Annotated in this window: 24 protein-coding genes and 4 pseudogenes; 19 read left to right on the forward strand and 9 right to left on the reverse strand. The window is 58.6% G+C overall.

All coding sequences use genetic code 11. The features are described from left to right. Positions 1 to 331: 331 nt before the first annotated feature. From AC1Z3W_RS25030 to AC1Z3W_RS25050, 5 genes and pseudogenes are all read left to right on the forward strand, one after another. Positions 332 to 1042, forward strand: coding sequence for a nitroreductase (locus AC1Z3W_RS25030; RefSeq protein ID WP_483508633.1), 711 nt, complete (start codon positions 332 to 334; stop codon positions 1040 to 1042). A 40-nt stretch (positions 1043 to 1082) separates the two neighbouring features. Further along, positions 1083 to 2309, forward strand: a complete 1227-nt coding sequence (locus tag AC1Z3W_RS25035) for a class I adenylate-forming enzyme family protein (RefSeq protein ID WP_483508635.1) — start codon at positions 1083 to 1085, stop codon at positions 2307 to 2309. Continuing rightward, positions 2306 to 2638 (forward strand): AMP-binding enzyme, encoded by a 333-nt coding sequence (locus AC1Z3W_RS25040; RefSeq protein WP_483508636.1) that lies wholly within the window; start codon positions 2306 to 2308, stop codon positions 2636 to 2638. The genes AC1Z3W_RS25035 and AC1Z3W_RS25040 overlap by 4 nt, the downstream gene beginning before the upstream one ends. 67 nt (positions 2639 to 2705) lie before the next feature. Further along, positions 2706 to 3470: an enoyl-CoA hydratase/isomerase family protein gene (locus AC1Z3W_RS25045; RefSeq protein ID WP_483508637.1), complete on the forward strand. Its 765-nt coding sequence runs from the start codon at positions 2706 to 2708 to the stop codon at positions 3468 to 3470. Positions 3471 to 3528: 58 nt separating this feature from the next. Then, positions 3529 to 3863 (forward strand): annotated as a pseudogene (locus AC1Z3W_RS25050) (MBL fold metallo-hydrolase); the annotation flags it as partial. Between the two features lie 121 nt (positions 3864 to 3984). On the opposite strand, the pseudogene AC1Z3W_RS25055 reads toward AC1Z3W_RS25050, so the two are convergent. After that, positions 3985 to 4215: pseudogene (locus tag AC1Z3W_RS25055) on the reverse strand (transposase domain-containing protein); the annotation flags it as partial. A gap of 79 nt (positions 4216 to 4294) precedes the next feature. Further along, positions 4295 to 4633: pseudogene (gene tnpA, locus AC1Z3W_RS25060) on the reverse strand (IS66-like element accessory protein TnpA); the annotation flags it as partial. Between the two features lie 583 nt (positions 4634 to 5216). On the opposite strand from tnpA, the gene AC1Z3W_RS25065 reads away from it, so the two are divergent. The 4 genes from AC1Z3W_RS25065 (at position 5217) to AC1Z3W_RS25080 (ending at position 9159) form a co-directional block, all read left to right on the forward strand. Beyond that, on the forward strand, positions 5217 to 6374 hold the full coding sequence (locus AC1Z3W_RS25065) for a porin (RefSeq protein ID WP_483508638.1): 1158 nt from the start codon (positions 5217 to 5219) through the stop codon (positions 6372 to 6374). An 81-nt stretch (positions 6375 to 6455) separates the two neighbouring features. Beyond that, a complete protein-coding gene (locus AC1Z3W_RS25070; protein ID WP_483508639.1) occupies positions 6456 to 7766 on the forward strand; it encodes an MFS transporter in 1311 nt (436 codons plus the stop codon). 322 nt (positions 7767 to 8088) lie between these two features. Then, positions 8089 to 8424 carry an AMP-binding enzyme gene (locus AC1Z3W_RS25075; RefSeq protein WP_483508640.1) on the forward strand — a complete coding sequence of 112 codons (336 nt, stop codon included), beginning with the start codon at positions 8089 to 8091 and terminating at the stop codon, positions 8422 to 8424. A gap of 57 nt (positions 8425 to 8481) precedes the next feature. Next, positions 8482 to 9159 (forward strand): glutathione S-transferase family protein, encoded by a 678-nt coding sequence (locus tag AC1Z3W_RS25080; protein WP_483508641.1) that lies wholly within the window; start codon positions 8482 to 8484, stop codon positions 9157 to 9159. 62 nt (positions 9160 to 9221) lie between these two features. Here the strand turns inward: AC1Z3W_RS25080 and AC1Z3W_RS25085 are convergent, their stop codons facing one another. Next, positions 9222 to 9512 (reverse strand): LysR substrate-binding domain-containing protein, encoded by a 291-nt coding sequence (locus tag AC1Z3W_RS25085; protein WP_483509592.1) that lies wholly within the window; start codon positions 9510 to 9512, stop codon positions 9222 to 9224. Positions 9513 to 9664: 152 nt separating this feature from the next. Then, positions 9665 to 9779, reverse strand: a pseudogene (locus AC1Z3W_RS25090) (LysR family transcriptional regulator); the annotation flags it as partial. A gap of 117 nt (positions 9780 to 9896) precedes the next feature. Between AC1Z3W_RS25090 and dld the strand changes: the two are divergent. The 5 genes from dld (at position 9897) to AC1Z3W_RS25115 (ending at position 15420) form a co-directional block, all read left to right on the forward strand. Next, positions 9897 to 11636 carry a D-lactate dehydrogenase gene (gene dld, locus AC1Z3W_RS25095; RefSeq protein ID WP_483508643.1) on the forward strand — a complete coding sequence of 580 codons (1740 nt, stop codon included), beginning with the start codon at positions 9897 to 9899 and terminating at the stop codon, positions 11634 to 11636. 418 nt (positions 11637 to 12054) lie between these two features. Beyond that, positions 12055 to 13395, forward strand: a complete 1341-nt coding sequence (locus AC1Z3W_RS25100; RefSeq protein WP_483508644.1) for a 2Fe-2S iron-sulfur cluster-binding protein — start codon at positions 12055 to 12057, stop codon at positions 13393 to 13395. A 1-nt stretch (position 13396) separates the two neighbouring features. Beyond that, the gene (locus AC1Z3W_RS25105) at positions 13397 to 14056 is read left to right on the forward strand and encodes a M24 family metallopeptidase (RefSeq protein ID WP_483508645.1); all 660 of its coding nucleotides are present in this window, start codon (positions 13397 to 13399) and stop codon (positions 14054 to 14056) included. Positions 14057 to 14249: 193 nt separating this feature from the next. Next, positions 14250 to 14684, forward strand: a complete 435-nt coding sequence (locus tag AC1Z3W_RS25110) for an acyl-CoA thioesterase (protein WP_483508646.1) — start codon at positions 14250 to 14252, stop codon at positions 14682 to 14684. A 46-nt stretch (positions 14685 to 14730) separates the two neighbouring features. Next, the gene (locus AC1Z3W_RS25115) at positions 14731 to 15420 is read left to right on the forward strand and encodes a TetR/AcrR family transcriptional regulator (protein WP_483508647.1); all 690 of its coding nucleotides are present in this window, start codon (positions 14731 to 14733) and stop codon (positions 15418 to 15420) included. A gap of 95 nt (positions 15421 to 15515) precedes the next feature. On the opposite strand, the gene AC1Z3W_RS25120 is transcribed toward AC1Z3W_RS25115, so the two are convergent. Then, entirely contained in the window at positions 15516 to 16451 is a 936-nt protein-coding gene (locus AC1Z3W_RS25120; RefSeq protein WP_483508648.1) for an alpha/beta hydrolase, read from the reverse strand. A gap of 43 nt (positions 16452 to 16494) precedes the next feature. Then, positions 16495 to 16899, reverse strand: coding sequence for a RidA family protein (locus tag AC1Z3W_RS25125; RefSeq protein WP_483508649.1), 405 nt, complete (start codon positions 16897 to 16899; stop codon positions 16495 to 16497). A gap of 175 nt (positions 16900 to 17074) precedes the next feature. Here AC1Z3W_RS25125 and AC1Z3W_RS25130 point away from each other — a divergent pair, with 175 nt between their 5' ends. Next, the gene (locus tag AC1Z3W_RS25130; RefSeq protein WP_483508650.1) at positions 17075 to 17896 is read left to right on the forward strand and encodes a citryl-CoA lyase; all 822 of its coding nucleotides are present in this window, start codon (positions 17075 to 17077) and stop codon (positions 17894 to 17896) included. A gap of 62 nt (positions 17897 to 17958) precedes the next feature. Here AC1Z3W_RS25130 and AC1Z3W_RS25135 read toward each other — a convergent pair whose 3' ends face one another. From AC1Z3W_RS25135 to AC1Z3W_RS25145, 3 genes are all read right to left on the reverse strand, one after another. Continuing rightward, a complete protein-coding gene (locus AC1Z3W_RS25135; RefSeq protein ID WP_483508652.1) occupies positions 17959 to 19629 on the reverse strand; it encodes an electron transfer flavoprotein-ubiquinone oxidoreductase in 1671 nt (556 codons plus the stop codon). A gap of 100 nt (positions 19630 to 19729) precedes the next feature. Then, entirely contained in the window at positions 19730 to 20665 is a 936-nt protein-coding gene (locus AC1Z3W_RS25140) for an electron transfer flavoprotein subunit alpha/FixB family protein (RefSeq protein WP_483508653.1), read from the reverse strand. A gap of 21 nt (positions 20666 to 20686) precedes the next feature. Beyond that, positions 20687 to 21436, reverse strand: a complete 750-nt coding sequence (locus AC1Z3W_RS25145) for an electron transfer flavoprotein subunit beta/FixA family protein (protein WP_483508654.1) — start codon at positions 21434 to 21436, stop codon at positions 20687 to 20689. A gap of 566 nt (positions 21437 to 22002) precedes the next feature. Here AC1Z3W_RS25145 and AC1Z3W_RS25150 point away from each other — a divergent pair. From AC1Z3W_RS25150 to AC1Z3W_RS25165, 4 genes are all read left to right on the forward strand, one after another. Continuing rightward, the gene (locus AC1Z3W_RS25150; RefSeq protein ID WP_483508656.1) at positions 22003 to 22794 is read left to right on the forward strand and encodes an electron transfer flavoprotein subunit beta/FixA family protein; all 792 of its coding nucleotides are present in this window, start codon (positions 22003 to 22005) and stop codon (positions 22792 to 22794) included. Next, positions 22794 to 23777, forward strand: coding sequence for an electron transfer flavoprotein subunit alpha/FixB family protein (locus tag AC1Z3W_RS25155; RefSeq protein ID WP_483508657.1), 984 nt, complete (start codon positions 22794 to 22796; stop codon positions 23775 to 23777). The genes AC1Z3W_RS25150 and AC1Z3W_RS25155 overlap by 1 nt, the downstream gene beginning before the upstream one ends. Positions 23778 to 23785: 8 nt before the next feature. Then, on the forward strand, positions 23786 to 25291 hold the full coding sequence (locus AC1Z3W_RS25160) for an FAD-dependent oxidoreductase (RefSeq protein ID WP_483508658.1): 1506 nt from the start codon (positions 23786 to 23788) through the stop codon (positions 25289 to 25291). 66 nt (positions 25292 to 25357) lie between these two features. After that, the gene (locus AC1Z3W_RS25165; protein ID WP_483508659.1) at positions 25358 to 26515 is read left to right on the forward strand and encodes an NAD(P)/FAD-dependent oxidoreductase; all 1158 of its coding nucleotides are present in this window, start codon (positions 25358 to 25360) and stop codon (positions 26513 to 26515) included. The last annotated feature ends 4 nt before the right edge of the window (positions 26516 to 26519 follow it).

Genomic DNA, 26519 nt, shown 5'->3' on the forward strand with positions numbered 1-26519 from the left:
ACTGAAGGGCGATAGGTCAGACATGTGTGTCAAGGTACCGAAGCAGTCTGGAAGAGGCCGCCCCCGCAAGATTATTTTGACATACCATAAAACCTGACATACTGACCCATCGTTCAAAATGTTAACTTCATGGGTTTTCTGAACGGCTCCAACCTATGCTGCTACCGCCGCATCTGAAACTATTTGATTGGCGAAGGCGTTTTGGGGTTCTGGGCGAACCGTTAAGGGTACAAAGCGGAGTTCGGCGCAGGCGAGTCCCTGAGGCCGCGTTGCTCTTGTTGGTAAATATCGTTGCAGTTGCGGCCCTTGGCTGCCCCGCTTGGATGAAAGCATGAACCACGCTCAGACTAAAGATACTATCGACTATCAAGCGCGTTTCGAGGCGCTTGCCTCACTTATGCGTGAGCGCCACTCGTGTCGGGTGTTTAAGCCCGGCCAAATTCCTCGAGACCAACTCGTTCGGCTGCTTACCTTGGCACAAAACACTGCCTCTGACTGTAACACTCAGCCGTGGAAGACGACCCTCGTTAGCGGTGATGCTCTGGAATCGTTGAGACGCGCGATGTATGAGCGAGCGAGCAGTGGTGCAGCGCCCGTGGCCGACATTGCTCCAATCGCCGCCTACACGGGTGTCTATCAAGACCGGCGCCGTGCATGCGGTTGGCAACTGTACAGTACTCTAGGGATTGAACGTGGCGACCGGGCCGCTTCCGCAAAACAGGCTCTCGAAAATTTCCGATTCTTTGGTGCTCCGCACCTTGTGCTTATCACTACCCATGCGTCCTTGGGTGCGAGAGGAATGCTCGATTGTGGGGGATACGTGACCAATCTCATGCTCGCAGCGCAGGCTATGGGCGTCGCAACGGTGCCTCAGGCGTCGATTGCCTACCGGGCCGACGTCCTCCGCGAGCAACTGCAGATTCCTGAAGACGACCACATCGTTTGCGGTGTGTCGATTGGCTGGCCCGACGGCGACCACATTGCCAACAGCTACCGCATGTCTCGTGCTTCAATCGAAGAGGTCGTGAGATTCGTTGATTGAGTTCAATAGGTACAACGGTTAATCAATATTGCACGTCTAGTTGAACACGGAATTGAAGGCTACGGGTAGCGAGAATCTGAAAGCCGCGACGCTGTACGAGCGACTGACTGAGGTCGCGTCCGAGCGCCAGGACGCGGTGGCGTTGACGTTTGGCAGCAAGTCGTGGACGTTCAGCGAAATTGTCGCTGAAGTGGACCGAGTGGCTAAAGGACTGCGGCGCCTAGGCATTGATAAGGGGGATGCCTTTGCGATGTATGGCCGAAACCGTCCAGAGTATTTCACGGCCTACCTCGGGGCCGCGAAACTCGGCGCCGTCTTCGTGCCGATTAACTCCAATGTGACCGAGTCCGAAGTCGCGTACATCCTCGAGCATAGCGACGCGAAGTTCATGTTCCACGACGACTTCGTTGCTGAAGTCGCGCAAAGCGAAACTCTTCGTCGATTTTCGCGTCCGCTCATGGAGCTTGCTGATGCGAGCGAAGCGGCTTCAGGAGAGCCATCCGCTAATGCCTCGAACGCATCTTCGGACGACGTGCTAATCATCTATACGTCGGGCTCGACGGGACAACCGAAGGCAGTGGTCCTGACGCATGAGGCGCAACTCGGTGCTGCAGACTCAATGGCCGAGCTCTGGTCTTTGTCATCGGACGACACCACTGTCGTTGCAGCGCCGATGGGTTTTCTCCTTGGGCTCTCGACCGCCGGCCTCGTCCCCATGCTTGCTGGAATGAAGGTGGTTCTTAACACGAGATTCCATCCCGCAGAGGTGCTCGAAGCCCTCGTGGTGTCGGAGGCTACGCTCTTCCATGGGGTGCCAACGATGTACTCGATGATGCTGGACTACTCAGAGCAACAGAATCGAAACTTCGACCTGTCGAACGTTCGGGTCTTGATTTGCTCGGGCGCTCCACTTCGCGCCGAGATGGTTGTGCGATTCGAGAAGCGGTTCGGAAAGGCGCCTCAGAATTACTTCGGTATGACCGAGTGCTATCCAATCGCCGGCAAATACACCAGCGATGCGACTCCTTTGCCGCTTGGCGCAGTCGGCAAGCTGGCTCCGGCAGCACAGGTCAAGTTCGTCGATGAAGCAGGGCGAGAATGCGGCGTCGGCGAAGTTGGCGAAATGTATGCGCGCGCAGCGTCGCTGCTAAAGCGATACCACAAGGCTTCCGAGCTAACCGCGAGCGTCTTCACGGATGGTTGGTTTCGTACTGTGACAGTGGGTACGTCGACGCTGACGGATATGTGTACATCACTGGTAGATTGAAGGACCTGATTATTCGAGGTGGCGCCAATATTGCCCCGCTGGAAATCGAGAACGTCCTTGGCAAGCTCGACGCAGTTCAGAGCGTTGCAGTCATAGGTGTTCCGGACCCACTGTATGGCGAGGTGCCGATAGCCTATGTCGTACGTCAACGCAACTCGACCATCAGTGCGGAGGAGCTTGCAGCATTCGCGAAGACCCATCTGGCTGATTTCAAGATTCCAAAACAGATCCTGTTCCGCGACGCACTTCCTCTCGGGAGCACAGGAAAGATTGATAAGAAAGCGCTGAGAAGGCAGTGGGAAGTGGAGACCGCTTCCGCGACAAGTTAACTGGCTCCCCTCGGCCGCCAAACGGCGGTCGTTATCGGAAGTTGGGCCGCTGCATTTTGAGGGAACGATGTCAATTGAACTAACGATTGAAGATTCAATCGCCTACGTGCTCATCAATCGTCCGAATAAGCTCAACGCACTGAACCTAGCTGCGTTTCAGGCGCTGGACGAACTTATCGACACGTTTAACTCGGATTCGAATACTCATGCTGTCGTCTTCCAAGGTGCTGGAAACAAGGCTTTCAGCGCCGGCGCCGACGTCTCCGAGTTCGTTGGTATTACTGTTGCTGAAGCGACAAAACAGGCTCGTTTTCGCCAGGGTGTGTTGACGAGGCTTTCAGAACTCGCGCAACCGACCGTAGCCGCCTTGCATGGCTACGCGCTCGGTGGCGGGGCGGAGCTCGCGCTTGCATGTACGTTTCGGATAGCGTCGCAAAGTACAAAATTTGGCTTGCCAGAAGTGAAAATCTGCCAGCTACCGGGGGCTGGCGGTACGCAACGGCTGTCGAGATTGATTGGGCCGTCGAGAGCACTCGATTTGATGCTGACTGGTCGATTGGTAGGCGCGGAGGAAGCGCTGGCGTTTGGCCTCGTGAATCGGGTAGTCGAGGATGCCAAAGTCGGTGTCCAAGCGTTCCTCGCTGAATTCTTGGGAAACAGTTCTCAAGCGGTACGAGCTATCACGCGCGCCGTGCTCGCGTCCGACCTTCCGCTTGAGTTCGGACTTCAGTATGAGGCAGACAGACTGGCCGAACTCAACCTGACAGAGGACGCAGGTGAGGGGAAGCGGGCGTTTCTTGAAAAACGTGCGCCAGTGTTTCACCAGCGATAGGCACCCGCGTCGAAGACCTCACGACGAAACTGTCAAATATCAGTTCCTGTCCCGTGCTATGAATCCGTTTGGGCATCAACTCGACTACCATTCACTGAACAATCGCCGCGACCGGCGGAAGTGATGGAGATAGCGTTCGGCCTATCTTGGGTCAAGATGCCACTGCCGTTTGCACTGGACCACATCAACCCCTGGCTACCGCGCGACCAGATTGATGGCGTGCGCGGTTGGACAGTCGTGGATAGCGGGGCTGGCACGGCTGAGACGGTGGAGCTTTGGGAACGAATCTTCGCCGAAGGTTTAGATGGGCTTCCCATCCTGCGAGTGATTGTTACGCACTGCCATCCCGACCATCTTGGTCTTGCGAGCTGGTTGTGCACGGGCGGAGCGAAACTTCAAGGTACTAAAAGCGCGTTGCTCGTTCGACGAACTGTAGAGCATCCAAAGTGGTTGGAGGGTGCTGGACCGCCGGATAAAGCTGCAGCGCAAGTACATGTCGAAGGTGCTGAAAGTTGTCGGTGCGCGGCAGTTGCGGCGGCAGCGGGGCGCGCTTCGGCTGCTCGCGTTGCCGTTCAACTCGTGTCGGCTCGAGCTGCCCGAGCTCCATCTCGATGGCAAACAGGTCGCCATCGATGGCTTCGTCGAGCAGGTTCATCTGCCCACTGTTGAGCTGTTCGCTGCGCCGGCCGAACCGATGGCGCTTGAGGATCGAGACCTCATGAGTGAGTTGATCGATGCGGGTCTGACCACGCGCGCCAGGGCCGTGTCGAAACCGGCACGCATGTCCAGTGGATCGACCGCCAGCCAGATCTCGTCGACACGGATCACCGCATCCATTCTCGCAACCAGGCGGCACAATGGGATGCCTCGGATACCGGCCAGCTCACCATGATCGACTGATCTCCACGGTGTACCTCGATGCGGATCTCTGGCGAATGAGGACTCAGCGGCGTTTCCAATGCCACCGGCACAAAGGCTGGCAGCGACGGCGGCGTAGCAGGTGGACGGCCCAGAGGTCGCCTGGGAAGTCGACCTTCTGCCTGAGCGATCCAGCGTCGCAGCAGATTCGCATTGAGCTTGTGTTCCAGCGCGATCGCGGCAACCGATACGCCGATTCCCTGGCAGGCAGCAACCACCTGCGCCTTGAACTCCTCGCTGTAGCGTTGCCGACGACGACCGCTCGGGGAGTGATTCCGATTCGATAGTGTTCACGTGTCCGCTTCGCACGCATCGACAGCTCAGCCCAGAAAGCTCTCCGCGAAGTTTCGCTCCATTCCTTCCTGACTCAACTCACGTTTTTAGTCACCCTCGTTTCCTAGGCGAGTTAGGGACGTCCTATGCCGCACTCGTCGGTAATTTCCCTAGGCCTTCGAAAAACTATTTTGATACGGTTTTTGTTTGCGCCATACTGACCGGGCGGTCTAATTACATGTCTGGCCGGTCAAATTAAGGACATGCTGTCACGCGCAATTAGTTCCACCTTTACTTGGACTGTTGCGAGTCATTGCCGCTTCGTATGGGTCTCGTTAGTGAAATAGCTCAGAGGACCGCAATGAACGATGTACTGGAGGCGGTCGCAATGAAGGGTGAACCCAGCGCAGGCTCGTTCGAGGAGAAGTTGAACGTAGCCGGCGTTGCCTCCAACGCCGAGAACCGAGGTAGCCGGGGGCGAGCTTTTACGATGAGCCTGTGAAGTTCGTGACTTACCGGATATTAAATTAGGTATACAAAATAAAGAGGCGGATGATGAAAGCGACGTCGTTGACTGGTATCGCATTAGTACTCGGGGCCTTCTCCTGCAGCGCAAGCGCGCAGAGCAGCGTGACGCTTTATGGTGTCATTGATGTGGGCATGGATTTCGTCAACAATTCTGCCAGGAACAAAGTATGGGCGATGAGGGACGGTACATATACGGGAATCTATGGCAGTCGTTGGGGGCTGTTGGGTAAGGAAGACCTTGGTGACGGACTGAGCGCCATCTTTCGAATCGAAAATGGATTCAACCTCCCCAATGGAACGTTAGCGCAAGGTGGCCTAGAGTTCGGCAGGCAAGCGTATGTCGGTCTTTCTTCGACAAAATACGGTACTGTTACGCTCGGTCGCCAATATGACTCAGTGGTCGATTTCCTGCAGTTCGCCGGTTCTAGCTCGCAGATGGGAACTTTCGCGGCACATCCCGCGGATGTGGATAACCTCGTGAATTCCTTCCGAGTCAACAATGCAATCAAATATGCCAGCCCCACATTAGGCGGCTTCAGATTCAGCGGCATGGCTGCGCTTAGAAGCTCTCAAGTCGACGGCGGCCCACGTCAAGTGCCATTTTGGAGTGTCGGTGGCGACTACGTCTATAAGGGACTACGTGTCGCAGCTGCTTACCTCTATGCTGACCAACCAGCAGTTCTGTTCACGGGCGGCGATGGTCACTTTGTCGCGAACACAACCGGCGGTGCTATTGGTGCTGCTGGTCCCTTTAGCTACATCGGTCATCCCGACCACGTGAGCATCTGGGGAGCAGGTACGACATATACGTTTGGTGCCGTTACGTTGGCGGGGCTGTACACACGGTCGAATTACTCCGACGCAAACGGAACAAGGTCAGAAGTCGCCTACGATAACTATGACGTGTCCCTGCGATACATGCTTACTCCGGCCGTTAAGCTGTTCGTGGGTAACCTCTATACGGTCGGACATATCAGCTACTCGGGTCAAAAGTTGAAGTATGACCGTGTCGCTCTCGGGGTCGACTACGCGCTTTCGAAGCGCACCGAGGTATATGGAGTAGTCGTTGCGCAGCAGGCCTTCGGCGACGCCAACTACGCAAATATCTACCAAGGGGCTCTGGCACTCCAATCGACTACCAACCGCCAGGCTGGCGGCCGAGTCGGCATCGTGACCAAATTCTAGGACAGAGTCCAACAGCTCTAAAAATTCTGCGAGGCAGGCTGGGCCACACCAGCCGTCCACAATCTGACTGGAAGCTCTCTTATGGCGTCGACCCATTCACCCGGTACGCAAGTCAAAACAACCCGGAAAATAGCCGTGCTACGTCAGGCTCTAGCGGTAGGAAAAATCCGCTGGGCTATGCTCGCGCTGATGTTTGGAGCAACCGCTCTCAACTACGTAGACCGTGCATCGCTCGGAATTCTCCAACCCATCCTCAGTGCGGCTTTGGGCTGGACGACGATGGACTACGCGAATATCAACTTCTGGTTCCAGGCCGGATATGCAGTCGGATACTTCGGGCAAGGCATGCTTATCGACCGGTTTGGGGTCAGGCGAGTGTTCTTCTTGGCAGTCTTGCTTTGGAGCATTGCGATTGGCGCGCACGCTTTCGCCACGACCGTGGCCGGCTTCATGGTGTGTCGATTGATTCTTGGTTTCAGTGAAGGAGCAAACTATCCCGCAGGCGTCAAAATATCGAGTGTTTGGTTTCCTGCGCAGGAACGGGCTGTTGCGGCTGGCCTTTTCAATGCTGGGACCCATGTCGGTGCGGTCATCACACCGGTCCTCTTGCCTTGGATTTTGACCACGTGGGGATGGAGAGCTGTCTTCATCGTGATTGGATGTCTCGGGTTGTCCTGGGCCCTCATTTGGTTGCGGTATTACTTCGACCCGGAGAAGCATCTGAAGGTGTCGGCGAAGGAACTGGCGTACATCCGCGACAATGAAGAAAGGTCCGAAGCCAAAGTGCCAATTTATCGAGCACTGATGCAGCGAGGCACGTGGGCCTTTGTCCCGGCGTTTACTCTGACGGCTCCCGTCTTCTGGTTCTACTTGTACTGGTTGCCGGCTTACCTCCATCAGCACTATTCGTTGGGAATTAGCGTCACGCAAATTGGTCCGCCTCTCATCATCATCTATGTGATGGCTGACATCGGTAGTGTCGGAGGAGGGCTGCTTTCCTCGTTCCTCATTACGCGTGGCATGCGGCCCGTAAATGCACGCCTGGCTACGATGCTTTTGTGTGCACTTTCGGTCACCAGTATCGCTGCTGCGAACTCGAGTCATCTTTGGTCGGCCGTCTTCGCGATTTCTCTTGGTCTTGCAGCCGGCCAGGCATGGATAGCGAATCTCTACAGCCTCGTCATGGACTTCTCGCCTAAGTCGATGACAAGCACTGTTTTCGGCTTTGGCGGCATGTGTGCGGCCGTGGGAGGGATGTTTATGACGCAAATCGTCGGCTATGTGCTTACGGTTACGCACAACAACTATCAGCTCCTCTTCGCGTCAATCCCCGCACTCTATGGTGTTGCACTGGTGTGGTTGTACTTCATGGCGCCGCGTCGACCAGCATAAGGCGACCGATTGCTAGGATTATCGAAGCGCGTCCTTCGTGGCGTGTTTTTTTGGACGCTCGCGATGCCAGCGCGAATCATGCCAATTGCAAAGAAGCGCTGCAGTGCTGAGTGACAAGCAGTGCTGCTCTGGTCAAGCCCATCCAAATTGGCCGCTATCTTGCGTTCAGGGAAAACACCGACGGCAGGAAAGGCCCACAAACATTGGGTTCATCGCGGATTACCGGGGAACGCGGCGCGGATCTTGAGGAAGAAGTATTCCTCGTCGCGGTACCCGTAGGCCGTAAGCGGCCGGGTATCTGCGTACCGGAGACCTCGCGTATATGGATGAGTATGGCTATATCTACATGGTGGATCGCCTGAAGGACATGATCATCACCGGTGGTTTCAACATCTACCCCGCCGAACTGGAAGGCGTCCTCTGCGAACATCCCGCTGTCGCGATCGCTGCGGTGGTGGGTGTCGCGGACCCGCTCAAAGGCAAATTGGCGAAGGCCTTTGTCGTCTTGGCGCAAGGCCGGACGGTAACCGAGCAGGAATTGCTGGACTTCTGCCGGGCCAGGCTGGCCGCGTATAAGGTCCCGCGGCTTCTCGCGTTCGTGGAGGATCTGCCCAAAACGGGATCAGGGAAAATGTTGCGGCGCGCTTTGCGCGAGTAGCAATCAGCCAGGCTACGGAAGCGTTGCGCCCATCATCTTTTTTTAGCGAACTGCCTCATGATTACCCTATACCATTGCATGAGCGCGCGGTCGTTCCGCCCGCTCTGGATGATGGAAGAACTCCTGCTGGACTACCAGTTGGTGGTGCTGCCTTTTCCGCCGCGCGTGTATGCCCGACAGTACCTTGACATCAACCCACTCGGCACGATTCCATTGCTGGTCGACGGCTCGACGCGCATGACGGAATCGGCGGCGATCTGCCAATATCTGTGCGCGCGCAACGCGCCAACGCCGCTACAGGTTTTGCCCTCAGAAGACGATTTTGGGGCTTATCTCAACTACCTGCACTTCGGCGAGGCGACGCTTACGTTTCCGCAGACGCTCGTGCTGCGCTACTCGCGCTTCGAGCCCCCACCGCGGAGGCAGCCGGGCGTTGCGGAAGACTATAAGAAGTGGTTCATGGCCAGATTGCGCACGCTCGAAGCGCTACTGATCAAGCAGGAATACCTGTGTGCCAGCCGCTTTACCGCCGCCGACATATCGGTAGGCTATGCGCTGATGCTGGCGCAGTACCTCGGCCTGGCCGAGCGATTCACACCTGCCGTGTCAGCTTACTGGTCGCGCTTGCAACAGCGCGATGGGTATCTGCGCGCCCTGCGCTCGCAGGAAGCCGCGGCATTGGCACAGGGTGTATCGACAACGCCCGCGCCCAACACGCTTCCCGACGGACACTGAACCAGGAGGGAGTGAATCATCGCGGACGCACGAATCGGCGAAGTCGGCGGCGCCGGCCCGAACTAAAGTCGATGGCTCATGTGGTACTCGCGTACGATTCGGGCGAAGTTCAATACCGTAGGTGCCTCTTCGCGGGGCCGGTAAATCAATGCGATGGCTGTCGACAGCGGTTTGCCGCTCAGTTCGTGATACGAAACGCCTGCAACCTGTACTTGACGCATCGAGGACGGCACCAGGGCGACGCCAAAGCCGGCAGAAACGAGGTTCGCTGCCGATGATAGGTGCGTCTGAACTGTTGCATCGTCAACGCCATGGCGGGATGAAAGACCGTTGACCCTGCGAAGCCGAGAGATAGACGGCCCATATGTCCTCGACCGGCACTTTGTGCGTCTGCCAGAGCCTGCTCCGCATCACTTACGATTTTCTGCGCTCGCTCGCGTAAGAGATGGCCCGCCTCGGTCAGCTCAACGCGCCGCGCGTGTCGGACGAAAAGCGCCGTCCCGATCTCGCGCTCGAGTGTCAAGACCTGCTGACTGGGCTATGCCCAGATGAAACGCCGCCTCGGTGAAGTGGAGATGCTCGGCGACCGAAAGGAAGTAGCGTAGCTGTCGGAATTCCATATCTTTCTCGTCTTGAAGTCGGCCATTCAAGATATTGGACTAATACCAGTCTGCATTCTAAGCTCTCGGCACTTGGCGCATGCAAGCGAGCGCCCAATGCACGAATAGGAGGGACCAGTGGAACGCATCGGAGAAGCAAATTGCGAGGAACCCGGCGACGACCAGGAGGCGTTGCTGTCTTCACTGCGACGTGTCGTTGGCGGTAGGTACGTCTTGACCAGCGATTTCGCTACGCGTGCCTACCGCAAGGGTTTCCGTTTCGGAAATGGGCGCGCGCTAGCGGTGATCCGGCCAGGAACGCTTGTCGAGCAATGGAAGGTACTCGAAGCTTGTATCGCTGCGAACGTCATCGTGATTGTGCAGGCATCGAACACCGGCCTAACAGGGGGCTCTACGCCTGACGGCGACGACTATGATCGCGACGTCATAATCGTCAGTACCACGAGGCTAAAGAAGATCTACGTAATCGACCAGGGCAGGCAAGTGGTCTGCCTGCCGGGAGCTACGCTCGATCAATTAGAAAATATTCTCAAACCGCTTGGACGCGAACCGCATTCGGTTATTGGATCGAGTTGTATCGGGGCATCGGTTCTCGGGGGAGTGTGCAACAACTCGGGTGGCGCTCTAGTGAGCCGAGGGCCGGCTTACACGGAATTGGCGCTCTTCGCCAGAGTAGAGGCCAATGGCGGATTGCACCTCGTGAATCATTTGGGCATCGCACTAGGCAGCGAGGCAACGGAGATTCTTGATCGCCTCGACCGTGAGGCGTTCACCGATTCGGACCTGCGATACGACGTTGGCGCGGCGTCCGATCACCGCTACGCTGAACATGTGCGAGACGTGGATGCAGATACGCCCGCTCGTTTCAATGCAGACCCGCAGCGGCTGCACGAGGCGTCAGGTTCGGCGGGAAAGCTAATGGTTTTTGCGGTGCGCCTCGACACGTTTCCGATCGAGCTCGATACCAAGGTGTTCTACATCGGAACGAACGAGCCAGCCGAGCTTACCGACATACGGCGACACGTCCTCCGCGAGTTCGAGCTGCTGCCAATTTCCGGCGAATACCTGCACCGGGACGCATTCGACATTGCAGAGACGTACGGGAAAGATACTTTCATCGCTATCGATTGGCTGGGTACGCCACGCGTTCCTGCCTTTTTCGCGTTCAAGAGCCGTCTCGATGCGTTCGTCGAACGATTGCGTATATTTCCGCCGAATACGACAGACCGGCTCTTGCAGAAGTCGAGCCGACTGCTCCCCAACCTTGTCCCGCATCGTATCAAGGGATTTCGCGACGCTTACGAACACCACCTGATGTTGAAGGTAAGCGCTGCAAGCGTCCACGAAACTCGAATGTTCCTTGAGAAGTACTTCTCAGCCGCAAGCGGAGCCTTCTTCGAGTGCACCGCCGACGAGGGCCGTAAAGCTTTTCTGCTTCGCTTTGCCGCGGCTGGCGCTGCCGTGCGATATCGCGCCGTCCATGCCGAGGAGGTCGAGGATATCGTGGCGCTCGATGTCGCTTTGCGTCGAAACGAGAGGGACTGGGTCGAGAGGCTCCCGCCCGATATAGACAAACAGATCTCAACGAAGCTTTACTACGGCCACTTCCTTTGCCATGTTTTCCATCAGGACTACGTAGTGAAGAAGGGGAGTAATTGCGTTGACGTCGAGCACAAGATATGGAGCTTGTTGGACAGTCGGATGGCGGAATACCCGGCTGAGCACAACGTCGGCCATCTCTATCCAGCGAAGCCCGCCCTTGCCGAGTTCTACCGGCAACTAGATCCTTGCAACTGCTTCAATGCGGGCATCGGGAAAATGTCGAAGTTTGTGCACTATCGAGATCCGGCCGGCTGAGGCCACTAAATCGATGCGGGAAAAGAAACGCCCCTCCTGTGTGGGGTTCTTCGTTCCGTAGTCGCATAACCCAGCTTGAGGCACATCCCTCCAGATCTCGAGGCGGCGGGCAGGGCGGCTGGTCTGGATGCCAGTTAGCCGGACGGAACGCGTGCGGCCGCGTCAGCCGTGTCGAAGAAGGTTGACGTGGCCCATTTTTCGTTCATACTGACTGGTCAGTGAGAAAATTTGGTTTTATGGTACTGGAGGGTAGGGAATTCCCCCTGGTTCGAAAGAGCCACCTTCGTTCCTGGATCCGAAGTCCACTCGTCCAGAGATCACTGTTTTGTCTAAGGATGTCGTGGTTCTGCTCTCGGTTACCCTTGCACCAAGGGGGTGGCCCGAGGGTCTATAGCCAGCCTCTCGGCCTTTTATCTGCATGAAAATAGTTAACGAACTCAACGGCGTCGAATTCGAGGCGCGTGGCGACGTCGACATCGTGAGCGCGTCGATTCAGGCACACAGCGCCGTCAGCCATTCTTGCCGTCGGGGTATTTGTGGACAGTGTGCTGGGCTAGTGCACGACGGCGCGTTCTCGAACAGCATCGACGGCGAGACACAGATCGTTTCGCGGGACGGTAAGCCTGTCAGTGTGCTGATGTGTCAAACGTTCGCGCGGTCCGACTTGGTCGTGGAATGCAACGATTATGGGACCGCGCCCCCAACCCGGGCCGTCCAGGTGCGTTCCATCACATTCCCGACGCCAGAGGTCGCTATCGTCGATCTCGACTTCATGGACGGGCAAGCGTTCGAATTTCAGGCAGGTCAATTCGTGTCGATTCGCTGGACCGGCGACCGTCAGAAGTACTTTTCCATTGCGAGCAAGGAACGCGACTCGAGCAGCATTCAACTACACATTAGGCGACAGGCTCAGGGAGAGTTCACTGGTTGGTTGTTCGAGGCAGCGAGAGCGGGCGATGTCTTCGGACTCGAAGGCCCTTTGGGTAAGTTCGCGTGGACGACGCCCGACGAGCGCCCCGTCGTCTTGATGGCCACCGGCACGGGGTTCTCCCCGATTCAGTCGATGGTCGAAACACACGAGTTGTGGCGGCGCAGATCCCCGGTGTATCTGTATTGGGGAGGGCAAACCGAGCACGACGTCTATCGCCCGGACCTTGCTCGTCGTTGGTCGGAGATGGGAGAAAATTTTCACTTCGTTCCGGTCGCCGCGGCGCCGATAGGCGAGTGGTCGGGAAGAATCGGATATCTGCAGGATTGCGTCGCACAAGACCATCCGAGTCTCGGGAGCTTCGATGTGTACGCCTGCGGCTCGCCGATCATGATCGCGCATGCACAACAAAAGCTGATCCGCGACCTTGGCCTCCCGAGCGAGCGCTTCTTCACCGATTCGTTTAACGTAAAGCCGCCCCAAACGGACGGCACCCCGAGCCTCGTCGATTTCGTCGTGCAATTCGAGGGTGCCGTAGAAGGGCGTCTGCATGCCGAAGGCGGATGCACGCTCCTTCAGGCGCTGATGCGCGCGGGCCTGAATCTCGATCACTACTGTGGCGGCGGTGCGGTGTGCGGCACCTGCAGAGTCAGGGTCGAGCCCGCGCTCCTCAGCGGAATGAACGAAGACGAGAAGGATCTCCTCGAATGCTTGCCTTCCCCGTGCGACGAGCATCGGCTCGCCTGTCAGTTCGAGTTGACCCGAGACGTCGAGTCCCGAACCGTTTATCTACCGGGCACGCCTGGCCGAGTTTCCGCTTTGAAGGATTGAAATGAACAACGCACCAATTCAAAGCGAGCACGTCGGCAAAGCCTTCAGGCATGAGGGCATGCTTGAGGCTCGCAGGAGAACGTGGCTCGCCGTCGACGACATCGCGGCCGCGATCGAGCCCGGAATGACCGAACCCCAGGCCACCCAACTTGCGCGCAAGACGCTCAAGAAGCATGGGCTGTTGCAGGGATGGCACGCGATCTGCATCCGGTTCGGCTGCAACACCATGCTCGAGTATGGCGCACCATCGAAGCTGGATATCGTACTGGGAGAGAACGACATTTTCACGCTCGATATCGGTCCGTTATGGGACGGGTATGAAGCGGATTCTGGCGATACGTTCGTGGTCGGAAACGATGAGGAAATGTTGCGCGCAAAGACGGACGTTAAGGTCTTATGGAACCGCGTGCAGGACGCGTGGCGGGAGCGGGAATTGACGGGTGTCGAGCTCTACGACTTTGCTGCGGCAGAGGCAGACAAGCTGGGTTGGATCTTCGATTCGGTCATGTCCGGCCACCGGGTGGGCGATTTTCCCCATCAGTATCACGGGACCCTTCGGTCGATGGACGGCGTGCCGACTCGCAACATCTGGATTCTGGAAACGCTCATCCGACATAAGACGCGACCGTTCGGCGCGTATTTCGAGGACTTATTGACCTAGGAGCGGCGCCGCTCGTACGGTGGCGTGGGCGGCGGCGCTCAGGAATCGTCATCTGCGCCGCACCTGGCTGCATGTGCGCGCTGATGGCGCCGTGGCACGCGGCCAAGGCGCGGACAAACTGGTTGACTAGTGGGTCAAAAAAAAAGACAATACATCAAGCTGCGAGGCGTCTGCGTATCCATCAAGGAGACCAATGGGAATCCCAACGTTCAATGGCGTTGTTTATCCGTCGCAAACGGATGCGATGGGGCACATGACAGTCCAGTATTACATCGCGGCATTTGATCAAGCGATGTGGCATCTCGTGTCGCGCCTCGGGTATGACCCTGAGTGGCGAAATTCTAGAGATGAGGGTTGGGCCGACGTTCGCTATGAGATCGACTTTCGCTCGGAACTTCGAGTGGGCGATCTTTACACAGTAGAGAGCGAAGTCGTTGACCTCGGTAGGACCTCGCTCAAGTCCAAGCACCGACTGCTGGCACGAAGCGGCGAGTTGGCCGCCGAGCTCCTGATGACATCGGTGTACTTTCATCTGAAAGAGAGAAAGAGCATACCGATACCCGATTCCGTTCGGTCGGGGGTTCGTACGCTGACCGAATCGTCCGACGCAAAGAACGTTTCCGCGTGACGCGAAGCACCGAACTAGAACTTAATGCTGATTCTGGGAAAACATTATGAAAATCGATCGTAGAGAACAGCTGAAGGCGAAGAAGCAGGCTTACGTACAGGACGAAATTATTGCTTCCGCCGTCGTTTTGTTCGCGGAGAGAGGTTTCCGCGCCGTCACGATCGATGATGTGGCAGCGAATCTCGGCTATACGAAATCGGTGGTTTACTACTATTTCAAAAGCAAGAACGAAATCCTGTGGCAGATTTTCAATCGTATCTACGATAGCTACTTCGAGATGATTTCATCGGTAGTGGCGAAGAACTTGCCTCCCGATCTCGCACTGAAAGAGCTTTTGAAGGGCCACGCTCTGTTGGTCATGGAGCGCCGGGATTGGACCGCGATCTACAACCGCGAAGAGAGCGAACTCGACGAGAAGCAGCTCAAGCTGCATGTCCAGCGTCGGCGCGAATACGATGCCGTTATCAATGGCGTGTATAAGGATGGCGTCAAGAAAGGCGTATTCCGTGACATTCCCGCGAATATCGCTGTCGCCGGATTCTTGGGGATGTGCAATTCTCTGTATCGCTGGTACAAGGAGCAAGGTCCGATTTCCGCGCCGGAGATCGCCGACTACTACGTGGATATTTTGACGAGCGGTTACATGGTCCCTCAAGCCGCTAAGCCGGCCGCTAACAAGGCGACAACTGCGCGCAAAACCACGACGAAGGCCGCGAGGGTAGCTACTACCGCGTAACTGTCTGGATAGACGAGTGGGAGCACGTTCGAGGGCCGCGTTGTTCAAGCTGAGGCCGAGCGCAATGAGCGCAGCTCGGCCTCGTTCTTGCGAGCTCAGTCACCTACCGCCCGCTTCAGCGCGGACATCGAATCGCGAATATAAGCTCGGGCGACTTGAGCGGTATCGACCAGATCGAAAGCGTGCGGGGCGCCCGGATAGATGTGAAGCTCAGTCGGCACGCCCGCTAGCATCAGCCGGCGGGCGTAGTCCATGTTCTCCAGTAGAAAAAGATCTATCGCCCCGCAGGCGATGAAGGTGGGCGGAAGACTCTCGACATTGTCTGCACGCGCCGCTGCGGCGTACGCCGGCACATCCGCGCCACCCGGCGGCCCGCCTAGCAGTGACGTCCATCCGAAGAAGTTGTTCGCTGGTGTCCAAACGAACTGGCCCAGATGGGGCGACGGTTCGGCGCACACGGCCGTTCTATCATCGAGCATCGGGTAGAGCAGATGCTGAAAAGCGACGGAGATTTCGCCTCGGTCGCGGGCGAGGAGTACCAATGCCGCAGCCAGGCCACCACCGGCGCTCTCGCCCGTAACGACGATCCGACGTGGGTCGGCGCCTAACGCTTCTGCCTCGACGTTGAGCCAGCGCAGCGCGGCGTAGCAGTCCTCCACCGGTCCGGGATGCGGGGTCTCGGGCGCTAACCGATAGCCCACGGATACGACAGTCGCGCCCAATTCGAGCGCATATGCAGCGTCGGTAGCAAGGTTGATCTCCGGCAGGCCCATGACGTAACCGCCACCGTGGATGTGAAGAAAAGCCGGGCCAACGCTCCGCCTCCCTTTTGCCCGTGTGATGACCACACGCACATCCGGCGCACCGGCCGGCCCAGGGATCATGCGCTCGACGATTTCCACCCCATCCGGCGGCGGCGGAAACCATACGCCGATGCTTTCCGCCATCACGGCCCGCGACTGCGGCAGCGTGCTGAGATCCACCGGGGACGAAGTCTCTTCCCCAATCAGCGCACTGAGTTCCGGATCCACGAGATGTCTTGACGGCACGGCCGACCTCCTTTTGATATGGCGTTTAGCCGATGCGAGTCTTGCTGGGGACGACCGCAATGCCATCGACCTCGATTCGTGCTCGCGGATCGAAGAGCTTCGCAACGGGGATGAACGTGCTCGCCGGCGGATTTTGACCGGTGATGAACTCCGCCCGGACCCGCTTGAAGACCGGGAGCAGACGCTCTTCGAAATCCGGGACGTAGTAGGTGAAGCGGGCGACCGCTTCAAAGCCCACGCCCGCGGCTCGCAACGTTCGCTCGAGCGCCCTGAACGTGTTTCGCACCTGCGTTTCGAAGTCACCATCGACAAAATTGTCTTTTTCGTCTGACGAGACGTGGCCGCCCAGCACCAGGACGTCGCCGGAACCCTGAATCGCTTGTGAAATGCCGGGATAGGAGATCCCGGGCTGATTGATTGCCGTAAGCATTGTTTGCCCCTACGTTGACGAGAGAAGTCTTGGCGCGCCGTCCAGCCGATTATAGACTATATGGACAAAAATTTGTCCAGGAAGTATATTTTAATCCTTATGGGTCTATTTGCTGGGACGGCGACTAACCGTGGCACATAGGATCGGACAATCAAACTGAGGGATGGGATAGGGAATGACAAGTTCTGTAAAGCAGGCGTGGGAATCGTCGGTCAGCCACGTTGAAGAATCGAGCGTTTTCATTCGTGGTTACGATTTGGGGGAGCTGATCGGGCAACTGTCCTTTGCGTCGGCCTCCTATTTGCTGATCCGCGGCAGGCTGCCGACACCCGGCGAGTCGAAAATGATGGACGCGATTCTGTGCTCGGTGCTCGACTATTCGCTAAAGAAGCCCGGCACGGTGGCCGCGCGCTATTGCGTTTCCGGCAATCCATCGATGGTGGCGGGTTTGGCGACGGCGGTGCTGTCGGCTGGCGAATACACGCTCGCGCCCGACGCCACCGGCGAGTTCATTTTGTCCACGTTCGCTTCATACAAACGGCAAGACGGCTCGATGGCGGATGCGGCTGATGTCATCGTCGCGGAGCTTCGGGCGAAGCAGCAGCGAGTCCCAGGCTTCGGGCATCCCAACTTCCGCTACACGGACCCGCGAGCGCAAAAACTCAAGGCCATTGCAAAGGAGAACGGGGTCTGGGGCGAGCTGTGCGACTGGTACGAAGCCATCCATGCATCGTTTATCAAGCAGGCAAACAAGCCTGATCTCGTGATCAACGAAGTGGGGTTGATGGCTGCAATCTTGGCGCAGATGCAGTTCACGCCGGCTGAAATGACTGGGTTGGCGTTGGTGTCGACGATGCCTGGCCTCATTGCTCATATTTCCGAGGAGCTCAGGTCGAAGATCCGCATTCGCGGCGTGGCGGATGCCGACGCGTCGTATGCCCAGGAACGTAAGAACCTCAAGGAAGATCTGCTGGGCGCGGGATGGCTAGGCGTATAACCGCACCGACGAACGGGCCCGACATCTCGAGGAGGTGTCGGGCCCGTATTGCGTTTCCGTCGTCACATATTGGGGTAGTTGGGCCCGCCGCCGCCTTCGGGCGTCACCCAGACAATGTTCTGGGTCGGGTCCTTGATGTCGCATGTCTTGCAGTGCAGGCAGTTCTGCGCGTTGATCACGAGCCGTTCGCCGCCATCGTCGTTTTTCGCGAACTCGTATACCGCAGCCGGGCAGTAACGGCTTTCGGGGCCGGCATACGTCGCAAGGTTCACGCTAATCGGTACCGTCGGATCCTTGAGCGTGAGGTGAGCAGGCTGATTCTCTTCATGGTTCGTGTTCGAGATGAAGACGGAAGAGAGGCGGTCGAACGTCAGCTTGCCGTCCGGCTTCGGATACTCGATGGGCTCGCACTCGGACGCCGGCCTGAGCATCTCGTGATCATGATGTCGATGGCGCAGCGTCCAGGGTACGTTACCGCCGAGCAGCTTCTGCTCGATGCCCACCATGAGCGTGCCCAGGTACAAGCCCTTGCTCATCCACTGCTTGAAGTTGCGTGCCTTGTAGAGCTCGGTGTGAAGCCACGAGTTTTCGAACGACTCCGGGTAGGCTGAGAGCTCGTCGTGTTCTCGCCCGGCCTGCACGGCGTCGAATGCCGCGTCTGCCGCCAGCATGCCGGTCTTGATTGCGGCGTGCGAGCCCTTGATGCGCGACGCATTCAGGAAGCCCGCATCATCGCCGACGATGGCGCCGCCCGGAAACGTCAGCTTCGGCAGCGACAGCAATCCACCCGCGGTGATCGCGCGCGCGCCGTAGGACAGCCGCTTGCCACCTTCGAAGAATTTGCGGATTTCCGGGTGCGTCTTGTAGCGCTGGAATTCCTCGAATGGGGAGAGGAACGGATTCGAATAGCCGAGGCCGACGACGAAGCCCACCATCACTTGATTGTTGTCGACGTGATAGAGGAACGAGCCGCCATAGGTTTGCGTATCGAGCGGCCAGCCGGCGGTATGGATGACGAGCCCTGGCTTGTGTTTCGCCGGATCGATTTCCCACAGTTCCTTGATGCCGATGCCGTACACCTGCGGATCGGAGGTGTCTCGGAGTCGGAAGTTGTCCTGTAATTGACGACCCAGGTGGCCGCGAGCGCCCTCGCAGAACAGCGTGTATTTCGCGTGCAGTTCCATCCCCAACTGGAAGTTTTCCGTCGGCTCGCCGTTCTTGCCGATGCCCATGTTCCCCGTCGCGACGCCTCTCACTGAGCCGTCGTAGTTGTACAGCACTTCGGCTGCGGGAAAGCCAGGGAATATTTCGACGCCGAGTGCTTCCGCCTGTTGGCCGAGCCAGCGTGTGACGTTCGCAAGGCTGATCACGTAGTTGCCGTGATTCTGGAAGTTGTTCGGCAACGCCCAGTTCGGCACGGCCTTCGCGCCGGATTCCGACAAAAATAGAAAGCGATCTTCGGTGACTTCGACGTTCAGCGGCGCGCCTTTCTCTTTCCAATCGGGGATCAACTCGTTCAGTGCGCGCGGATCCATCACGGCGCCGGAAAGTATATGAGCGCCGACTTCGGAACCCTTTTCGAGGACGCAAACGCTGATCTCGGTGCCGAGCTCAGCGGCACGTTGCTTGAGACGAATCGCAGCTGACAACCCAGCCGGGCCGCCACCCACTATCACAACATCGTATGCCATCGACTCTCGTTCCTGAGCTTGGATGGCGACGTCAACTGCCATGATCGAACAACTCCGTCGGTGAAAGAGATTGGTAGGGCGGGCGTCTCACGGCGTGAGGTCGGTCGCATGCCGATGCCTGCCCCAGAGTGGCGCTTTCCGTTTAATGCAATGCTTTCGCCAGTTCCGGCACCAGTTCGAAGAGGTCGCCGACGAGCCCGTAATCGGCAACACTGAAGATCGGTGCGTCGGCGTCCTTATTGATCGCAACGATGACGTGCGAGTCTTTCATGCCGGCCAAGTGCTGAATCGCGCCTGAGATGCCCACTGCAATGTAGAGGCGAGGCGCCACGATCTTGCCCGTCTGCCCGACTTGATAGATGTTCGATGCGAAGCCGGCATCGACGGCGGCGCGCGATGCGCCGACGGCCGCGTTCAGTGCGTCGGCCAGCGGCGTCAGCACCGACTCGAAGTTTTCCCTGTTGCCAAGGCCGCGTCCGCCCGATACCACGATGCTCGCGGTCGTGAGCTCCGGGCGTTCCAGCTTGGCGATTTCGCGCGAAACGAAGTTCGCGCGGTCCGTCGCCGGGGGCGGCATAATGACCTCGATTGCGGCGTTGCCGCCTTCGCTTGCCGCAGCCTCGAACGCAGTGGAGCGGACCGTGACGACCTTGATCGGATCGTACGACTGCACGGTGGCAATCGCACTGCCGGCGTAAATGGGGCGCTGGAACGTATCGGTGGCATCGACAGCGATGATGTCGCTGATCTGCGCGACGTCGAGCTTTGCCGCAACCCTGGGCAGGACGTTCTTGCCGTACGCTGTCGCCGGTGCGAGCAGGTGAGTGTAGTTCGGCGCAATGCGAAGGACCGTCGCCTCGACGTTTTCGGCGATGCCCTCCGCGAGATGCGGGGCATCTGCCAGCAACACCTTTGTCACGCCGGCGATTTTCGCGGCGGCGCTAGCTGCGGCTTGCGCGTTGTGACCCGCGACCAGCACGTGCAGATCGCCGCCGACCTTCTGCGCGGCGGTGACGGTGTTCAACGTGGCGGGATTCAACGCTGCGTTGTTGTGTTCAGCGATAACCAGGATGGTCATGTCATCAATCTCCGCGTTGTCTCAGATGACCTTGGCTTCGGTCTTGAGTTTGTCCACCAATGTTGCGACGTCTGCGACCTTCTGGCCTGCCGCGCGCTTCGCCGGCTCCGCGACGCGTAGCGTCTTGAGCCGTGGTTTGACGTCGACGTGCAGTTCGTCCGGTGTCGTGACCGCCAGGGGCTTCTTTTTCGCCTTCATGATGTTCGGAAGCGTCACGTAGCGAGGCTCGTTCAAACGAAGGTCTGTCGTCACCAGAGCCGGAAGGGTGAGCGTCAGCGTCTCGGTGCCGCCGTCGACCTCCCGAGACACGGTTGCTTTGCCGCCTGCGATGGCGATTTTCGATGCGAAGGTCGCTTGGGGGATCCCCGCAAGCGCGGCAAGCATCTGACCGGTTTGATTGGAGTCGTCATCAATGGCTTGCTTTCCCACGATGACGAGCTCCGGCCTTTCTTCTTCAACCAGGGCATGCAGGAGCTTTGCAACGGCCAGCGGTTGGAGCTCTGTCTGCGTTTCTACGAGAATGGCGCGATCGGCTCCCATTGCGAGTGCCGTGCGAAGCGTCTCTTGACATTGAGCCACGCCGCACGAAACGACAATAACCTCGCCCGCGACGCCTGCCTCTCTCAGGCGCACGGCCTCTTCAACGGCAATCTCGTCGAAGGGGTTCATCGCCATCTTCACTGCGGCAATGTCGACCCCCGTGTTGTCCGATTTGACGCGAACCGAGACGTTGAAGTCGACGACCCGCTTCACTGCTACTAGTACCTTCATCCTGACCTCCAATACATTGATGATGGGGTGACTCGATGTCCTCGTTATCAGCGTCAGGCGTATGCTCGCCGGTGGAGCGGGTGGCTTTAACGCTCCTCCGGGCCTTCCCAATCGCTACACGATTGCCCCAGGGCATTGAACCCATGTGCGGCCCTTGGTCAGCTTGCGCGCTTTGACGACGTTCAAAAAACTGCTGATAATAAAAAAATGACCGCCTAGTATATCCCGGGGAAATCGCGGTGTGCAAGGAGGGACGATGGCCGGGTGTACGCCCGACCGTCACCCTTAAGCGTCGCCGTCCTACACGCGAAGGACTACTCGTATGTCCCAACGCGAACGCCGGGCCGAGGGAAGAAAGTTTTTTGACTTTGCGGCTCATTGGTGCATACTGACCGAAGGGTCTAATTATTCTATCTTTCGGTCGTTTTTTGAGTGCGTGGAACTCTCTCGTACCACGGCAACCGCGGGTTGTCGGTCCCGAGCAATCGGGGGTCTTCGGGGGAATTCCGGACGGGCGGCTGGTTGACGATAGCTTGGCGGGGCGACTTATTCGGATGGAGAGACAAATGCAGATCGTAGTAACCCTGAAGCAGGTCCATGACCCCAATACCGCACCAGAGCGCTTGGTACTCGGGACAGACGGTAAATCACTGACTAATCCGCCAGGTGTGAGCGACGTGGCGAACGGGTACGACGTCAACGCCGTCGAAGAGGCGCTCAAGATACGCGAGGCATTGGGCGGATCGGTTACCGTTCTGGGCGTGGGCGGCGAGGCGCTGAAGGGGCATCTTCGCCGTGCGATCGCCATGGGCGCGGATAAGGCGATCCACATCGAGGGAGCGGGCGGGATCGACTCCGATCCGGCGCCCGTTGCGACGCTGCTCGCGGCGGCGATTCGTACACTCCCGTCGGTGGACCTTGTTTTGTGCGGCAGGCAATCGTCCGACACCGATAACGGGCAAGTGCTGTTCCGGCTCGCGGAGCAACTCGGCTTGAGCGCGGTATCGCCAGTAAAACGCATGGTCGATGTCGCGGCGGATGCGGTCCATGTCGAGCGGCTGACAGACGATGGCGTTCAGCGCGTTCGATCGGCATTGCCGGTGTTGCTGGGTATTTCGAACGAAGCGAACAAGCCCCGTTCTCCTTCGCTCAAGGGTGTCATGGGTTCGAAGAAGGCCGAGATTCCAACGTTGAGGGCGGCCGATCTGGGCGTTGATCTGCCCTCTCCGAGTATGGTGCTTCGGCGGGTCTACTTCCCCGAGGTCAGCACGGCGCGCGCTGAAATTGTTTCTGCAGCGGACGGTGCGGCGGCAGGCAGAGCCCTGGCCGATCGGTTGCATGAAGAAGGAGTGATCTGATGGCGGGCATCTTGTTTTTCGGTTGTGCGGCGAACGGCGTGTTGCTGCCCGGCGCTCGCGAGGTCGCTGCTGCGGCGCGGCAGCTCGCACAGGCGCTCGGTACATCGGTAACTGGAGCGATTTTGGGCTCGCGCGTGGAGAAAGCGGCATCCGAATTAGGCCAAGTCGCGGGTTCGGACGTTTATTTTGTCGATGATGAGCGCCTGAAGTCGTATCTTGGCGATGCGTACGTCGCTTCCGCGAGCGCGATCGTCGATGCGGCAGCGCCGGAGTTCGTGCTGTTTCCACAAACATCGGAAACGAATGAGTGGGTGCCACGGCTGGCCGCGCGATTGGATGCAGCACTGGTTACGTCGTGCAGCGGTCTCGTCGTAATCGACGGTGAAATCGTCGCCACGAAGCCGGTGAGCGGTGGCGCAGCCAAAGCTGAGTACACCTTCAATCGCGCCTTGCGAATGGCGATTGTCGCGTCCGGTAGCTATGAGCCCATCACGGACGATGCGGTTGCGGGTCGGCTCCACCGAGTCACTGCGCCGGAAATCAACACGTGGGTTCAAGTCCTGGAAGATATTGCGGACCCGGTTGGAGCCGGCCCACAATTGAAGAGCGCGCGAGTCGTGATATCGGGCGGGCTTGGCATCGGCGACAAGGAAAACTGGAAGCTGATCGACGACGCGGCGGCGGCCTTGGGTGCCGGCGTAGGAGGTAGCCGAGCCGTGGTCGAACTCGGCTGGATACCGCCTTCCAAACAAGTCGGTTTCAGCGGTGTGAAGATTCGGCCGGATGTGTATCTTGCCGTGGGAATTTCCGGGGCGGTTCATCACCTGGCCGGTATCTCTGGCGCAAAGACAGTGGTCGCGATCAACAACGATCCGGACGCGAATATTTACCGAGTGGCGCGTTTCGGCGTCGTGGGTGACGCGAAGGAAGTCCTGCCGGCATTCGTTGCGCGGGTGAAGGAACTGCGCGTTCAAAACGGATAAGTGTGGTTATGGAAACGACTAAGCACGTGATAGTGGTGGGCGCGGGCGTCGCGGGTTGTGCAGCCGCTCTTGAAGCCGCCAATGCGGGGTTGCGGGTGACGATCATCGACGAGCACCCTCAAGAGGTATCGGCGATGAGCCTCGATGCGCCTTATTTTTATGGCGCTCGGCTCCCTTCCGTCCTATCGGATCAGGGCCTCATCGCAGAGCGGGTCTTGGGCTCGAACGAGCCCCTGATGGCGTGTCTCGAAGCGGGTGTCGACGTGGTGACGGGCACCGCCGTTTGGGGCAGCTTCCGACCGAGCAAAAACAACACGCATCAGAAGACTTATCAGATCGGGGTGGCGGATGCCGAGCGCAGCTCACTGCTCGATTACGACTACCTGATCGTCGCGCCAGGCTCCCGCGATCTCGTGTTGTCTTTTCCCGGCTGGAATTTGCCGGGCGTTCTGGGCGCCAATGGCGCAAGCGCGCTGCTGTCGCGCTATGAAGCGCTTGGTGGTACGAAGATCGTCGTGCTCGGCAGCGGCAACCTCGGCCTACGCACGGCTCAGCTGGCGCTTTCCAAGGGTATCTCAGTCGCCGCCATCGTTGAGGTCGCGGCCGAGATCAAAGGCGATAGGGAGCTGGCACGGGAGCTCGAGAGCGCCGGTGTCACCTTCCATCTTTCGACGGCAGTCCTGCGCGCGACCGGCGATACCGAAGTCAAAGGAATCGAACTCGTGGCCTTGGACGAGTCGGGTCAAGCCGTGGCGGGCAGCGCTGTCGAAGTGCCGTGCGACACCATTTGCATGGCGTTTGGCGCAGTGCCGAATATCGAGCTGGCGTCCGTCACGGGCTGCAAAACCGAGTTCCATCGTGAACTCAACGGATGGGTGCCCGCCGTTAGCGCCAACATGCAAACGAGCCTGCCGAACGTTTTCGTCGTTGGCGATGGCGCGGGTGTGACGGACCGAATGGTGCTCGACCCGAGCGAAGCCGAAGCGCAAGGTCGCCGGGCCGCACAGTACATAGCGGCACACGCCGATAGCGATTCGCTGCCGATCGATTCGCAGCCGCGAGCGCTGCCGTCGGAAGCGGCTGCCGACTACCCTGCCGACGCATGGCTCGACGCTTTCGTTCGCGTGCAGGGGCTCGACGTGACTGTGTGTCAGTGCGAAGAAGTGTCGCGCCAGGAATTGCTCGATGTCAGCCCCCCGGGCTACTTGAAAGCCGAAAACCGGGTGCCGTGCGGCGGCCTCAAAGGGTTGTCGGAAGTCGGACAGGCCAGTCAGGATCTCGTCAAGCGACTGACGCGGGTCGGTATGGGCCACTGCCAAGGAAAGCGTTGTCGCGACCAGTCTTCGATGCTGCTAGCGAAGGCGGCGGGCAAGGCGCTCGAAACCATTACGCCCGGGTCCTATCGCTGCCCGGTTCGCCCCATTCCCTTGCAAGTCATTGCGGAATACGAAGAGACGCAGGAGATGCGCGCCGGCTGGCTGTACTGGCCCGCTCCGCCGGTCGACCACGAATGACGTGAGTCGAATCCGACTGATCGGTGTAGTAAAGAACGGTGCGAATGGATTAGCAAGAGGAGTTTCATGGAAACCGCTGACGTAGCTGTTGTGGGTGCTGGGGTCGTTGGCCTGTCGACCGCATACTGGCTGGCAAAGGCCGGGGCGAAGGTCGTCGTGTTGGACAAAGGTAGGACTGCTTGGGAGGCGTCCGGTCGCGCGAGCGGGTACTTGAGCCTGCGCGGCGAGACGCCCATCGAAGCGCGTGTCGCCGCGGAAGCGGAACGGATCTGGAATACGTTGGACGATGAGCTCGGATACGTAACCGAGTGGTGCCCCAAGGGCCGTCTATGGGCCGCATTTCCATACGAATGGGAAGAGATGCAGGCGACGTATGAAGCCTTCAAAAAGACCGATTTCGAGTTTCGGCTGATCGACGGCAAAGAGGCGCGGGAGTTGTTGCCTTATCTGAGTGAATCCGTCGTCGGCGGCATTCACACGACTCGCGCGGGGCATGCCAACCCGCAGCGAACCGCGCAGGCGTTTGCTTGGGCCGGGAACGATCGCGGTGTGAAAATTCTGGAGAATTCGCCGGTGTTGTCGATCACGACGTCAGGCGGGGCGATAACGGGACTCAAAACCCCCAATGGCGAAATCTCCGCGCCGAAGATCGTGAACTGCGCCGGCCCCCAGGCCGGCATGATCGCCGACATGATCGGCGGTTATGTGCCGGTCGCCGCAGCCAGGCTCGAAGCGATGGTCACGGCGCCGCTGCCGCCGATGTTTACGTTCGCGATGATCGGGAACGGCGTATCGGTGCGGCAGACGCATCGCGGCAACCTGCATTTCAACGGCGGCCCGCACGAGTGGATCGACGTCGATTTGACTTCGGAGCCCGACAAGCCCACTACACCGATCATCCGCAACGCCGCGCGTCGCGTCGCGGAACTGCTGCCGTCGGCCGCGAGCATTCCGCTGTTGCGATGCTGGGGTGGTGTGATCGATCTGACGCCCGATCACTCCCTGATCTTGGACAAGGTCCCGGGGCCTGAGGGCATGTACGTGGCGGTTACGTCGGGTCATGGCTTCGGCTTGTCGCCCGCGATCGGCAAGGCCATGGCGGAATTGACGCTGACGGGAGAGAGCAGCATTCCCATCAAAGAGCTTGGCCTGTCGAGATTCGCGAAGCTTCCGAAAGACTGGCGCACGCAATACAAATGGGATGCAGGCAATTACAACACCTGATCCT

Source organism: Burkholderia sp. 10_S31 (assembly GCF_056930375.1).